Raw genomic sequence first — 12613 nt, forward strand, 5'->3', positions numbered from 1 at the left:
GAAATAGAATTAGCCTTCGATGGCTTCTTTCACCGGCATGACGAAGTGCGGTGTGCCCTTGGCGTTATTCGAGAGTTCGGTCGCCTTGTCGTCAGCTTTTTTGCGCTCGTTGAACTCAAACAAAGCCACGCGGCGGAGCGATTGATTGAAGACGCCCCAATAGGCCTTCAAGCGAATCACCTTCGACGAGCTGCGGCGTACCTTGGCGACCTTCTTTTTGACAGGGGCCGCCTTTTTGCCTTCAGCGACGACCGCTTTCTTGACTTTTTTAACCTTCTTCTTGATGCCTTCAGAAGGAGCGGCCTTTTTGGTGACCTTGGCCACTTTTTTCTTAACGGGAGCTCCTTTTTTCACGGGAACCTTTTTCTTGACGGTCTTCTTGACGACTTTTTTGGTCTTCTTGGCCATAGTCCGGCTCGCCTAAAAAAATCCTTAACGGGTAAGTCAGTACCCAGAAGGGGCAATCCTAGCTCGACAGGATACCCGATTTGCTATCGCTTGGCTACTACCCAGGCGCGCGATGCTCCCAGGGCATTTTTACGGCGTTGGAGGCGCGTTACACGCTTCCCAAATTGCCTCGCGTGCGCAGCGGCGGCTAGAGCTTGATGCCGAGTTGCTTGGCGGCCGTAAGTGTGGCCGGGCGAAAGTAAACGATCGGCCGCAGCGCCATCGTGGGCGATTCGCGGTTCGCTCTTTCCCGTGCCCACAGAAAGGTGCTGTTCACCAAAGCGCGGGGCAAAACTCCTTCATCGACCTTAAGGACGACCATATCGATGAACGCATAGTCCTCTTTGGTTACTGCCTTGAGGCCGAGAGTGAGCATCAACCTGAGCGGCATCTTCCGCCCGTCAATCGTGCTCGGTGCCGGCGGGGGCTGCGGGGGTTGCTGTTGGGCTTCGAGACAAGCCACGCCCAACATCGACACCAGGACAACACCAAAGATCGCTCTGCGGGTGATTTGTTTTGAAAGATTCATATCGCGTTCCTGCCTTCCTGGGCCGATCGGATTTTGGGGAGCGACTTGTAGCAAGAAAACTCTGAACGGACAAGACCGGCCAGCGAAAGCGAATGCTTGGGCATATTATTTGCTTTACCGCCTAATCATGATTGCTGGCTGCCAAAGATTGTTTTGGTATGCAGTTTGCAAATGAAAAAACTCAAGCAAAAATCGACGCACATCGCCCTTCCTTGGAGTAGAATTACTTTGTAACGTTCGCCGTGTCACACCGAATTCAGTTAAGCGTGACGCGAACAAATACCGATTGGTTTCGTAACTAAACAGCACATCAGCTTCACCCGTTCGCGGGTGAAGAATAAGGAGACAAACTTCTCGGCCACAATTCCGTCGGGAGGACCAATTTATTGGATAGGCCCGAGTCAATTAATGGCAGTGCATAGCACTGTTAGACACGCGTCTTTCTTCCAGCGACTCCACACCGTCGCAATTCGGCCGGGAGTTTGATTTAAGAAAAGTCGTGGTCACGCGCTCGCGCTGGCCACGACTTTTTTTATTGGTACATAATTTAGCCCGCGGTGCTTACACCGCGCTACGAAGCGCTAAGCCGCAAGCGGCTTAATGAGTGCGGCGGAAGGCCACGACCGTGAGATCGTCGGGCTTGGAAGGTTTCGTGCCATTGGGGCCGCGTTCCATCCGCTTGAACGCCTCGGTCATCAATTGCTCGACGCCCTTGGGCAGGGGACCTTTACGGCAACGCGCGACAATTTCGTCGGTGAGCAGATTGTCGAGCAAACCATCCGACGTGAGCAACAATGTATCGCGTAACGACATCTTGCGCGACGGACCCATTTCGATCCGCATCTCGGTTGAGCCGAGCACATTGGAAATCAAATGCCGCTCTTCGTGGTGGATGGCATCTTTCTCATCAAGAAGTCCTGCTTCAACCGCATAACCCACGGGTGAATGTGCGAGCGTTTGAAATTTCATCTTGCCGCGCTGGCCGACGAGCATGATCGCCGAATCGCCGATGTGATAGACGCGCACTGTGTCGCCTTGGATTTCGGCGACACAGAGTGTCGTGGCCGCGCCGGTCCCTAATTCAAGAATCGCTTGGTTCGCTCGATCGATACCGGCGATGATGGCCGAGCGAAGTTGCTCGGCATCGAGCGGGCCATCGCTTTCTTCAACCCGTTGGCGGAGCGCTTCTTCCATCTGCTCGATCGCCATCCGAGAAGCCAATTCCCCCGCGGCGTGCCCGCCTAAACCATCGGCCACCAGCAACACGGCCTGGTTTTCGCCCAGCGGAATCACCGCGGCGTTGTCTTCGTTGGGAGACGTTTTCTCGGGAGCGGTCCGTGAAGCGACGACGGCCAAGCCCCGGGCCACTTCGCGGGTTTCGAGGTGGTTGGGTTCAGCGAGAAAGGTGAAATACGGAGCTTCCATAGTTAGCGGCTGCACGGCACTTTGTCCTCGCACGGGGCCTCACCAGTTGGCAGCGAGCGGTTATAACTCACGCGTTATAACCACGCCATCGTTTCGAGATACTGACGCAACTGTCCGGCCGTGCGATATTTGCGCAAGATGAGCGAACGCTTCAACCCACGACAAATCGCTTTCACTTCCGGGGGATGCTTCGAATACCACTGCTTTCCTCCGATAGCATCATAGAAGATTCGGATCAAATCACAAACATCATCATGCAAATCATGGGCATGCGCCGTGCCGTAATCGTAGAAGTCCAAAAGCTTTATGTGAAATCCGATCCCCTGGCGGCGTATCAAGATATTGCCCATATGCAAGTCGCCATGATACTCGCGAGCGTTATGAATGCCTTCCATACCGACCGCCAGTGCGTAGAGCAAATGCAAACCTTGGAACACGCTTAAGCGTTTGCCCGGTTGTCGCATCAGGAACTTGCTTAGCAAATCACCTTCGACAAATTCCGAAACAAGAAACGTCACACGCTGATGTTTGTATGTAAAAAATTCGTGCGTGTGATATTGGATCAGAATCGGCACATGTCGGAGCTTGTTCAGTTTGCGCGAATAGAATCGCGACGCACGATCGTTGATATTGCGCTGAGGAAAAAAGAACTTGCCGGCACGTTCGATGTCGGTGGCGAGTTCACGCAGCTTGTAAACTTCGCCTTCCCAACCACGGCCCAAGCGCGAAATGATTTCATACTTCCCCGCCAGGATTCGCCCTGGAGGAAGTTGAAACGATTTGATCTCTTCAGGATTGGTGCGCGGGCGCGGCATGTGGTGTCGGTCAGAGTGGCAAGCGAGCCGTCGCAGCGCAAAAAACAGACGACGGAGTGAGGCGGGGAGATACTCTTATTTTACCTTGCGGAGCCTGAAAACGTGCTGAAAAAATGCTATTAAGCTGCAAGAGGCCGCTTGCGGCTTAGCGACCAAAATCACAGATCGGCATCACCCGGCCAGTCGTAGACCGATGTCCAGCAGTGTGACCAGATCAATCGCGTTGTGCAGCAGAATCGCGTTCATTTCGTGGTCCTTGCCGGTCCGGACAAACTGTTGGTAGGCAGCAGGAATTTGGCTGCCGGGGATATCACCCGTGCGTCCCCGCCCGCAAATATGTCGCTCCAAAGTTTGCAGCTTGCAGTCGGGCAGCTGCTTTCGCCAACGCCGCCGGGCATGATGCAAGAAATCGACATGGGCCAGCTCCGGCTTTCGAGATCCACGAAACAGCAGGTGCCGGGCCGAGCGGTCGGCGATCATCGGCCAGTCAAAACTCTTGCCGTTGAATGTCACAATCAAACTCGTGGGGCGAGTCGCTTGCCAGAACGACGCAAGCACGGCCCGTTCCTCGGCATAGTTGCGTGCCAGCAGCAATTCGACCGCCAGTTGGCCCTCTACGAACCGCAGCAAGCCAATCAAAAACAGGCTGCTGCCAGACAATCCGCAGGTTTCCAAGTCCACCAGCAGCAAATCGTGAGGAAACGAGCGGATGAAATGGGCCAAATCCTGGTTTTCACCGGGTTTTGGGGGCGGAATCTCCTGGCCGCTCAATTGGGCGTGCCGTTTGAGGGCCAAATCTTCGCCTCCAGGCCACAATTCTTCGAGCGGCAGCAGAATTCGCAGGTGCTCCCCCGCCTCGTTTTGAGCGACCATGCCGCGTCGCAGGAGGCCTTCAATCGGCTTAACGGCCCGCGGTCGCAAGGGAGCCGCAACCTTGGAAGCAGCGGAGGCCGGCTGTGCCGATTGTGCCGGCAGCGTGCTCGCGGGGAGCGAACCGCGGTTGAGCTGTTCCAGGCGGCTGCGAAGGCGTTCGTCGATCATCTACTTGCTCAGCTTCCACAGTTCGTCAATCGATTTGGCCTCGTCGGCCAGCCAATTCTCGAGGCCGCCGCGCGTGGGAAATTTGGTTGCCATAATCGCAACGAGCACTCCCGTCATGATTAGACTCATGCGTTGCCCTTCGATGATATAGGCAATCAGGTTGAAAAACGCGGCCCCTTCTAAAATGGCCATGCTAATAATCAGCTTCGTTTGGTACATGCCAACCAGCGGACCAAGGAAACCGACGTTGGTTGCCCCTTGATAATTGTCCGGCAGGTTAATCTGCTTGCCTTTCAATAATGACTTTTTGGTCGAAGCCATAATAAGATTGGGAATGGCAAAAGACATCACAACCGCCAAACATCCTACGCCCAGGGCAATGTAAGCAATCAATGGTGGATCATTATTGACTTGAGGTCTAAGCACAAAGACCGCGATCGCAAAGAACACGACGACGCCATTGATCAACGCCCCCGCGATGATTCGCATCGTCAGCAGAGCTTTGCTCAGAAAAACTTCTTGGTCTTCGTTGAGTTGCATGTTAATCGTCTTATTACTTCATACCGTTGCAGGAATGGCTGGTGATGGCACTATTACCTGTTGTCTTAAAATCTCCAACAGTCGCAAGGTGGCTTGTTTGTTCGGCATAGGATGGCCCCGTTTGAGGTCGGGATCGCTGTGATCGCCGGGAAAGAAATCGGGGAGCCCCACGCAACTCGGGCAACCACTTTCGCAGGGACAACCGGCCACCATTTCGTGGCAAATCTCGAGCAGTCGCTCGACGTGCTCAAAACCTTTCTCGCAATATCCCAATCCGCCCGGATAGCGATCGTACAAAATCATGGTCGAATGTCCCAAGTTTTGGCTGTCGACAACGCCACCCAGGTCGCGACTGTCGCACATCGAAACAAACGGCAGAGCGACGACGGCGAGGTTTCTCAGACCAATTACCCCTTCGCTCGCCCGTAAGCCAGCCAACTTCATGGTTTTGCGGACTTCGTCGTTCGGTGCAAGCCATAAAGCCGTGGTCGCGAGTTGTTGGGCCGGAATCTCCACCGGGCCCATGCCTATATTCTCGCGGGTATTGAATTTGATCTTCTTGAACGCGACGGTCTGCCACAAAACATCGACCTCGCCGTAACCCACTTGCGCGAACGGGATCGTACTACTGGCGGCACGTTCCTTTTTGATCAGTACGTTGCTTTCGAGCACGGCCTGTGTGTAGTAATCCGTTTCACGCCGTTCGACGTAGGCGATCTTGCCGTTGAGGTCGAGTTCACGGACCAAATAGGTCTCGCCGTTGTGCAAATAAACCGCTTCGGGATAAACCAGTTCGGGCGCACTCATCGCATCGACGTTGGCAATCACTTCAATGTCAGCGTTTCCACCTTCCGCCTTCCCCCATCCGCCTTTCTTCAACACGATGCTAAACGTGTTGTCGCTCATGTTGCGCAAGCTTACGCCGACCGTTGGATTCTGCCCGCCGGGGTGATAATACTGCCCGTCGATTTCTTCGAGTTGTTGTTCGTCACGCAAAATTTCAGCAATCGGACCTGCCAATCGACCAAAGAGTTCCAAGTCCGACGCATCCAGTGGCAACTCATAAGCAGCCGCTTTGAGATGTTTGGCCAACACGTAGGGATTATCAGGATCAACAACCGCGTGTTCTGGCGTTTGCGCGAAGAAATACTCGGGATGCCGCAGCAGATATTGATCGACAGGGTCATTGCCTGCCAGCAGCACGGCCAGGCTTTCATCGTGTCGACGGCCGCTGCGGCCCGCTTGTTGCCAACAACTAGCGATCGTGCCGGGATAATTCACTAACAACGCCACGTCGAGCGAGCCGATGTCGATGCCGAGTTCCAACGCATTTGTGGCTGCCACGGCGCGAAGCTTGCCGGCAAACAAAGCTTGTTCGATCTCGCGGCGCTCGTTGGGCAGATAACCACCGCGATAAGCCCGCACATGTTTCGCATGTGGCGAATGTGCGTCGTCGAGTTGCTCTTTCACATAGCGGTGAATCAATTCGGCGGCTTGTCGTGTGCGGGTAAACGCTAAGACTTGGCCTTCAGCGGCGAGAGCCTCGGTCATCCAAGTGACGGCATCGTCGTTGGGACTCGTCCGTGCGAGACTATCCACCCCGATCGGCGAGGGATTCCACAGCGCGAAGTATTTTCGCCCGCGTGGCGAACCGTCATTGTTGATCACGGTGACATCACGTCCAATTAGTCGACTGACAAGCTCGCCTGGGTTGGCAATCGTGGCGCTTGTGGCCAAAAAAATGGGCCGGCTGCCGTAGTGATCGCACACCCGCATGAGCCGCCGCAACACAGCTGAAACATGCGCGCCGAGAATCCCGCGATAGGTATGCACTTCGTCGATGACGATGAATTTGAGATCGGTGAAGAACTGGGCCCACTTGGGATGGTAAGGAAGTATCGAGGCGTGCAGCATATCGGGATTCGTGAGCACGAGGTTCGCTTCGTTGCGTACCCGCCGGCGCTGAGCCGTGGGTGTGTCGCCATCGAAAACACCGGGCCGCACGTGCGAGGCCAACTCCGCATCGCCACCCACAAGTTCCAACAAGCCTTTGAGCTGATCCTGCGCAAGCGCCTTCGTGGGATACAAATACAACGCCCGCGCGAATTCTGATTGCACGGCGGCTTCCAAAATCGGCAGGTTGTAGCAAAGTGTTTTGCCGCTTGCCGTGCCGGTGACGACCACCAGATCCTGCTCCGAGCGTGCCGCTTCGAGGGCCGACACCTGATGCGAATAAAGCTGCTCGATCTGGCGATTGGCGAGCAATCGCTGCAACGCCTCCGGCAAAGGTTGGCTGGGCACCGCGAACTGCCCCGGCCGCTCGGGTAGCATCTCGACGTGCTCAAGTTGCCCCGCGTAGTCCCGGCGCGACTTCATGCGTTCCAAAAGTGCAGCAACGTCCATGACCAAAACCCCTCCGTGACACCCCAGTCCCCTAAGTAGACAGGCGTTTAGTATAAGTTTCGGCCATCACAAACGGCAAGTTCAGTTGGCCGCCTCGATTTTTCTCGATGGCTGTCGTCCGTTAAGGTGATAAAATGAAGACGGAGGATTTCCTATGGCTGATATCACACCCCATGCCGACTATATTTCCGACGCTGTCAAACTGGGAATCTATCCCAACGCTGCGACGGCCCTCGACGAAGCTGTTAAACTTCTTAAGCAGCGGGACCAATTACGTGCCGACGTGCAAAAGGGTATTCAACAGGCAAACAATGGCCAGCTGATTCCTGCGGAAGAAGTTTTTCGCCGCTTAGAGGAACGTGTCACTGAAATCGAATCCCAAACCGCTCAGCAACAATGAGCCGCTTCTCCTTTACTTCAGCAGCCGAAGAAGACCTGCTGGAGATTCTGAATTATATTGCTTTGCAACGGCCCGTGACTGCTCGTAAGTGGTTCGACACACTGCGCGAGAAGTGCGCGTTTCTATCCATCCAACCCGAATTAGGACAACTGCGTCCCGAGTTTGGTTCCAACTGCCGAAGTTTCAGCGTGAATCGCTGGGTCATCTACTACCAGGCCACTACCGACGAGATCGTCATCCTGCGTGTTTTGGACGGAGCGCGGGATGTGGAATCTTTACTAGGCTAACAAGATTTCGATCTCGCGAGCGAATCAAGCTCGGAGCTACACTTCAGCATGGACCAAGTGCCCGAATCTTCGACCTTCCGCTGGAAATGGCTGATCGCCATCGCACCACTGCTGTTCTTGGGTGTGTTCGTTTACCGTTGGCTGAACCCTCCGTACGACCCCCCATCGCAACCGGAACCTAACGCTTACAACGATCTCGTGGTACTCGGCGGTAAGCTGGCCCAACGCACTGGCTTCTACGATGAAATGCCTGAACAGGAACTTGCAACGGTCGTGGCGACTAACGAACCTGTTCTGAGCGATGCTCGCGCCGCATTGCGAACAGATTCTATGGTTCCGCTTAATTGGGAAGCTGATCAGTCATGGTTCAGCGGTCACAACAATAGTTTTTCTGATTTGCGAAACCTCGCACGCGGCTTCGCCGCTGAAGGTTACCAAGCAACAAAGCAAGGCAACTCCCAACTTGCCGTCCGCTGTGGCGTGGACAATCTGATACTCGCTTCTGCGATTTCCAAAGGTGGTCTCGGAACCGACTGGCTTGTGGGGATCGCGATTTATGCCGTTGGACTCAGCACGCTTCGTGACACCTGCGAAACCACGACCCTGGACGATTGCCGATTCGTCCTGAAAAATCTGCCGGTAGTCAGCAAACACTTTGATCCACCGGCTGAAATCACGGTGCGTGAATGGCACTTCTGGCGGCGAATCAATGGGCCCTACCAAACGTTCTTAAGCGAACTTAGTTTTAGCAATAATCGAATGATGTTCGAAAACGACTTGGTGAAATTAGTTACAGTGTACCAAGCCAAAACGGATCTCTTGAGGCTGCACTACGCCCTGCGGGCATACCAACTCCAAGAACAACGATTTCCCAAATCCCTCCACGAGTTGGCTGGCCGCGAGCTGAAAGCCGTTCCCAAGGATCCATTCAGCGGCCGCGATTTCATCTACGTCCCCGGCAAGGACCGCTACATCCTCTACAGCGTCGGTCCCAATCAAGTCGATGATGGGGGCATGGTAAACGACCAAGATCCTCAACAAGGGGATTTGGTGCTTGAACCAACGCCGCCCGAAGGATCTATCGAGTTAAAAGACTAGCACTGCTAGCAATCAAGCGCTCTATCGCGCTGAGTTTTGCTTGAGTACAGTTTGCCACTCTCTTCGCAATCAAATACGTCAAAGGATTGACGACCATGGAACAATTCGATCCCACACAAGGGGTGATTCTCAACGATTCGGTGCAACACCTTATCAACGACGTGCTCGTGTGGATTGGTTTTGGCACCGTCGTGGGACTACTGGCCAAGGCGATCATGCCGGGGCGTGATCCCGGGGGCGCAATCGCCACGATCTTCATGGGCATCGGCGGCACGATCATCGGGTGTGGCATCGCCAGCCATTTCAACCATGGTCAGCGAATCGTTCCGATCAGTCCCTTGGGAATGCTGGTGGGCACCATCGGCACGCTAGTGATTTTGTTCTTTTATAAGATGCTCGGCGGCTATTATTTCGTCGAAGGGGAATACGTCACACAATCCCATCGTCGCCGCCGGAGCCTAGGTGGCCGTCGTCGCCGCACGTTCGACACCGCCGCCTACGAAGATTAGTTAACCGCGGAAAACGAGTTAGCCGCAAGGCGTAGCGCGTCGCAGACGAGCGCGCTCCTTCTCCACAATTCCCCTACCAACAAAAAGACACGCCGCCGCGTAAAAACGCGACGGCGTGCGGTAGTGATCGGGCAAGAGCGGTTCAGGACACCAAGACCGCCGACTTGCGAATCGACCACCAAAGGGCAGGGGTGACTGCCATGCTTCAAAGCTAATCCGGCGTGGGAGCCGTCATCTCGTACACGAGTCGAGCTGGCGGAACTTGGGAAGCTATGTTCTGGAAAGCTTCGACAAGTTGGTCTTCCATGTCGGCGGTCCCTCCGCCAGGTACGTTGATGAATATGCCGTTGCCAGCAAAGGCGATCGCCTTCATCAAGTCACGGTCGGCACCATCCCCCACGGCCAGCGTGTGGATGACAACTCCCAACTTGATCGCTTCGGTTGCTTCCCAGAAGGCATATCGTTTCTTCGTGTCGGAAGTCGTGTAATTGGCCGAGCCGTCGCCGTCGTAGTCGGTCCAATCCGACCACTTGAAACTAGCGGGGAGGCTCCAACCGCCAGGAGCTTGGTTGGTTTGACCATCCGTCATAAGCAACATCGTAGGTCGGGCACCATAACGGGTGTAGCCATCGTCGTTGGGATCATTGGCTTTGCCCACTAACAATTCGCGGGCTTTCAAAATGCCGTCACCCATAGCGGTCCAACCGTCATATTCACCGGCTTGGTGGCGGCGTTGCATCGAATCAATCACCGTGTAGTCCGTTGTGATCGGATTGTCTGAAATGTCGATGTTAACTTCGCCGTCATAGTACGACATTTGCGGCTCGGCCCACTTGCCGTAGGCAACCCAACCGACTTCGTCTCCAAAATCAAGTTCGGTCAAGAAATCCATGAACAGCGACATGCCGTTGCGGTTGGCATGGAACGGATAATGCTTCGTCCGCCACAAGTCTTCGCTGAGGGTGGGATCAGGCCGACTTTCTTGCAAGTAATTCATCAATGTGCGGTAGCCATATTTTTTCTTGTAGGTACCACTCAAGTTTTTGACGTGGTTAATATAACCTTGCCACAACGAATCGCTTGTGGAATTGCTGGGGCGGGGCTTCGGAGAGCCATTGCTATATCGCCCTGATTGCGGGAACGGAAACTTGCGTTTTCCATCAGGTCCATTATCCGTCAATTTGAGAGACGCCATAATCGTGGCGGTGTCACTACTGGAAAGGTAGGTGCCCTCCGCGGTTTTGACCTGGCCGAATCCCGTGGCGGGAAATTTAGAGATCGATGTGTCGGGCCACTTGGGACTGGCTGCTACTAAGTCGTTCCACATGTTGTCGAGCAAGGTGTTAACTTCGCTGGCACCCAAGTTGGAAATCAGCGAACTGTCGTCGTTCATCGAGGACGACACATCGAGTACCACGACCAAATCGCGAGCTTCGATAAAGGCCGTCGCCGACGTCTGTATGGGAACTTGGTCCCTACCTATGGCCCAACCAAACGCCAAAGGCAATTCGCCGTCGGGTTGGGTTGTGTCGGGATTGGTCTTGCGGGCCACGACCTGTACGACGTTGTAAGGATCGCTGTCCCACAGTATGGGCCAAGTGTTGGATTCGGCGTCATACATCCGCCGGCCGAAACGAACGTCCATATCGGCGTTCACATAGATGCCATTTTTTTCGGCCACTTGAGCCGCCATCTCGCGGGCCGCGGCGATCGCGATCGAGTTCGCATCGATGTTGGCCGAGCCTTGACCTTGCCCCGCGGCGTAAACTGCCGCATTGATTTCTTGCGCGGCCGCTAACACCGCCGCATCGCAAGCGTTTTGCATTTCCGTTTCGGTGAGCACCATGCGGCCGGTGTCGACCGACAATGCGACGAAAGCAAAAATGGCGACCAAGGCAAACGCCGTGAGCACAACGATAATGCCGCGCCGTTGGCCTCCTCGAGACTGCTGTTGCTGACTAGTCGGTTGGATGTTTTTCATGGTGCATACTCCAGGACAAGGTTGGGGAGACGTGCTTAATAGGTATTTACTGGGATAACGTAGCGCGACCATTACGGAAAACGATCGCCGCCTTCATGCCGTAGTCGTTCGAAGGACTCACGGGCGTAAAGCTCACACTGGAATAAGGAATCGTTATTTCCACTTGGAACAGCTTCAAATCGTTCGCGGGATCGTCGAGATCAAACGTGGTATTGGGATCGTCGGCATCGGTCACCGAGACGCTAATGTCACTAGGATCCAGGCCCGAAGATGCGAGAAATTTCTTCACATCTTCGACTAATTTCGAGTTGGTGCTTTGCCCTTCGGGCAGCATCCCATCGCGATCCATCGAAGCGAACCGGGCCCCTTCCCGGGCCGCGGTTTCCAGCAAATTCTGGCCGTCGTAGGCGCGGCTGAGTTCAATCAAACCCAAAGCCGTTGAGAACAGAATGGGAGCCACAAAAGCGAATTCCACCGCGACCGCAGCGCGGCGGAAAGTTTCTTGGTTGCGATTTCGTTTGGTCTTCATGGTGACCTCGATTCAAGAACAGGGAGTTTATTCGTGACGCATAAATGCTTGCGCATCGATGATAACGTCTTTGAGAAAAGGCATAGGTACGATGGCCACGTCGTTGTAGGCCACTTTGGCTCGTACCACGAACAAAGTACGCGACTCGGTCTCTTCCAAATTGATATCCGGCATATCCTCCAGCGATTGGCCCGACTCCGGCATCGTGCTGCTCGCATCGAGCGAACTGGCGTTCTTCACAAAAATTTGCACGTGCTGCATAGGAACAACCGTGCCGAGCGATTGCTCGACACGGCTTTCCACTTGGGCCGTCGTGGAGCCCTCAACGGCCCCCACGCGAGCGGCATTACGGCATGCGCTGTTCATCACGTTGTTGATCAACTGCGCGTGACCGAATTCAAAAATGGCGAACACCAGAATGAGAAACACGGGCAACACCACGGCCGTCTCAACGATCGTGGTTCCACGGCGATGGCGGCTATTCGTACGACCGAACATAGTTGTCCGTCCTCTCCCTTGGCAGCGACGCATACGTGCGCACTGCCAATGCAAGCGCGAATCGCTGGGTCGTGGAGCCTGGCGACTCGGGGTTGGTCCGCGCTCATCTTG

General features: G+C 54.8%; 14 protein-coding genes. 4 read left to right on the forward strand and 10 right to left on the reverse strand.

The window, feature by feature from the left end:
• Positions 1 to 9: 9 nt before the first annotated feature.
• The 7 genes from AC6T8Q_RS20460 to AC6T8Q_RS20490 all read right to left on the reverse strand — a co-directional run bounded on the left by AC6T8Q_RS20460 (position 10) and on the right by AC6T8Q_RS20490 (position 7200).
• Complete coding sequence (locus AC6T8Q_RS20460) at positions 10 to 408, reverse strand: hypothetical protein (protein ID WP_496920453.1); 399 nt, start codon at positions 406 to 408, stop codon at positions 10 to 12.
• A 187-nt stretch (positions 409 to 595) separates the two neighbouring features.
• The gene (locus AC6T8Q_RS20465) at positions 596 to 976 is read right to left on the reverse strand and encodes a hypothetical protein (protein ID WP_500680847.1); all 381 of its coding nucleotides are present in this window, start codon (positions 974 to 976) and stop codon (positions 596 to 598) included.
• 597 nt (positions 977 to 1573) lie between these two features.
• The gene (locus tag AC6T8Q_RS20470; RefSeq protein ID WP_500680848.1) at positions 1574 to 2401 is read right to left on the reverse strand and encodes a PP2C family protein-serine/threonine phosphatase; all 828 of its coding nucleotides are present in this window, start codon (positions 2399 to 2401) and stop codon (positions 1574 to 1576) included.
• A 74-nt stretch (positions 2402 to 2475) separates the two neighbouring features.
• Complete coding sequence (locus tag AC6T8Q_RS20475) at positions 2476 to 3216, reverse strand: protein kinase domain-containing protein (RefSeq protein ID WP_500680849.1); 741 nt, start codon at positions 3214 to 3216, stop codon at positions 2476 to 2478.
• A gap of 171 nt (positions 3217 to 3387) precedes the next feature.
• Entirely contained in the window at positions 3388 to 4257 is an 870-nt protein-coding gene (locus tag AC6T8Q_RS20480) for a ribonuclease H-like domain-containing protein (RefSeq protein ID WP_500680850.1), read from the reverse strand.
• Positions 4258 to 4797 (reverse strand): hypothetical protein, encoded by a 540-nt coding sequence (locus AC6T8Q_RS20485; RefSeq protein ID WP_500680851.1) that lies wholly within the window; start codon positions 4795 to 4797, stop codon positions 4258 to 4260.
• Positions 4798 to 4815: 18 nt separating this feature from the next.
• Positions 4816 to 7200, reverse strand: a complete 2385-nt coding sequence (locus AC6T8Q_RS20490) for a DEAD/DEAH box helicase (protein ID WP_500680852.1) — start codon at positions 7198 to 7200, stop codon at positions 4816 to 4818.
• A 154-nt stretch (positions 7201 to 7354) separates the two neighbouring features.
• Between AC6T8Q_RS20490 and AC6T8Q_RS20495 the strand changes: the two genes are divergently transcribed.
• The 4 genes from AC6T8Q_RS20495 (at position 7355) to AC6T8Q_RS20510 (ending at position 9494) form a co-directional block, all read left to right on the forward strand.
• Positions 7355 to 7600, forward strand: a complete 246-nt coding sequence (locus AC6T8Q_RS20495) for a hypothetical protein (RefSeq protein ID WP_500680853.1) — start codon at positions 7355 to 7357, stop codon at positions 7598 to 7600.
• The gene (locus AC6T8Q_RS20500) at positions 7597 to 7887 is read left to right on the forward strand and encodes a type II toxin-antitoxin system RelE/ParE family toxin (RefSeq protein ID WP_500680854.1); all 291 of its coding nucleotides are present in this window, start codon (positions 7597 to 7599) and stop codon (positions 7885 to 7887) included. Before AC6T8Q_RS20495 ends, AC6T8Q_RS20500 begins: the two co-directional genes overlap by 4 nt.
• A 57-nt stretch (positions 7888 to 7944) precedes the next feature.
• Entirely contained in the window at positions 7945 to 8985 is a 1041-nt protein-coding gene (locus tag AC6T8Q_RS20505; RefSeq protein WP_500680855.1) for a hypothetical protein, read from the forward strand.
• A gap of 95 nt (positions 8986 to 9080) precedes the next feature.
• Positions 9081 to 9494 (forward strand): GlsB/YeaQ/YmgE family stress response membrane protein, encoded by a 414-nt coding sequence (locus AC6T8Q_RS20510; protein WP_496920463.1) that lies wholly within the window; start codon positions 9081 to 9083, stop codon positions 9492 to 9494.
• A gap of 211 nt (positions 9495 to 9705) precedes the next feature.
• Here AC6T8Q_RS20510 and AC6T8Q_RS20515 read toward each other — a convergent pair whose 3' ends face one another.
• The 3 genes from AC6T8Q_RS20515 to AC6T8Q_RS20525 are packed head-to-tail and all read right to left on the reverse strand — an operon-like array spanning position 9706 to position 12502.
• On the reverse strand, positions 9706 to 11475 hold the full coding sequence (locus tag AC6T8Q_RS20515) for a vWA domain-containing protein (RefSeq protein ID WP_500680856.1): 1770 nt from the start codon (positions 11473 to 11475) through the stop codon (positions 9706 to 9708).
• A gap of 46 nt (positions 11476 to 11521) precedes the next feature.
• On the reverse strand, positions 11522 to 12004 hold the full coding sequence (locus tag AC6T8Q_RS20520) for a TadE/TadG family type IV pilus assembly protein (RefSeq protein ID WP_496920465.1): 483 nt from the start codon (positions 12002 to 12004) through the stop codon (positions 11522 to 11524).
• A 27-nt stretch (positions 12005 to 12031) separates the two neighbouring features.
• Entirely contained in the window at positions 12032 to 12502 is a 471-nt protein-coding gene (locus tag AC6T8Q_RS20525; RefSeq protein WP_496920466.1) for a TadE/TadG family type IV pilus assembly protein, read from the reverse strand.
• Between the last annotated feature and the right edge of the window lie 111 nt (positions 12503 to 12613).

Source organism: Bythopirellula sp., from assembly GCF_041737835.1.
GTDB lineage: Bacteria > Planctomycetota > Planctomycetia > Pirellulales > Lacipirellulaceae > Bythopirellula.

Excerpts from the sequence above, each read along its gene's own strand:
- AC6T8Q_RS20460 (WP_496920453.1), bottom strand. The coding sequence starts at position 408 with ATGGCCAAGAAGACCAAAAAAGTCGTCAAGAAGACCGTCAAGAAAAAG.
- AC6T8Q_RS20465 (WP_500680847.1), bottom strand. The coding sequence starts at position 976 with ATGAATCTTTCAAAACAAATCACCCGCAGAGCGATCTTTGGTGTTGTC.
- AC6T8Q_RS20470 (WP_500680848.1), bottom strand. The coding sequence starts at position 2,401 with ATGGAAGCTCCGTATTTCACCTTTCTCGCTGAACCCAACCACCTCGAA.
- AC6T8Q_RS20475 (WP_500680849.1), bottom strand. The coding sequence starts at position 3,216 with ATGCCGCGCCCGCGCACCAATCCTGAAGAGATCAAATCGTTTCAACTT.
- AC6T8Q_RS20480 (WP_500680850.1), bottom strand. The coding sequence starts at position 4,257 with ATGATCGACGAACGCCTTCGCAGCCGCCTGGAACAGCTCAACCGCGGT.
- AC6T8Q_RS20485 (WP_500680851.1), bottom strand. The coding sequence starts at position 4,797 with ATGCAACTCAACGAAGACCAAGAAGTTTTTCTGAGCAAAGCTCTGCTG.
- AC6T8Q_RS20490 (WP_500680852.1), bottom strand. The coding sequence starts at position 7,200 with ATGGACGTTGCTGCACTTTTGGAACGCATGAAGTCGCGCCGGGACTAC.
- AC6T8Q_RS20495 (WP_500680853.1), top strand. The coding sequence starts at position 7,355 with ATGGCTGATATCACACCCCATGCCGACTATATTTCCGACGCTGTCAAA.
- AC6T8Q_RS20500 (WP_500680854.1), top strand. The coding sequence starts at position 7,597 with ATGAGCCGCTTCTCCTTTACTTCAGCAGCCGAAGAAGACCTGCTGGAG.
- AC6T8Q_RS20510 (WP_496920463.1), top strand. The coding sequence starts at position 9,081 with ATGGAACAATTCGATCCCACACAAGGGGTGATTCTCAACGATTCGGTG.
- AC6T8Q_RS20515 (WP_500680856.1), bottom strand. The coding sequence starts at position 11,475 with ATGAAAAACATCCAACCGACTAGTCAGCAACAGCAGTCTCGAGGAGGC.
- AC6T8Q_RS20520 (WP_496920465.1), bottom strand. The coding sequence starts at position 12,004 with ATGAAGACCAAACGAAATCGCAACCAAGAAACTTTCCGCCGCGCTGCG.
- AC6T8Q_RS20525 (WP_496920466.1), bottom strand. The coding sequence starts at position 12,502 with ATGTTCGGTCGTACGAATAGCCGCCATCGCCGTGGAACCACGATCGTT.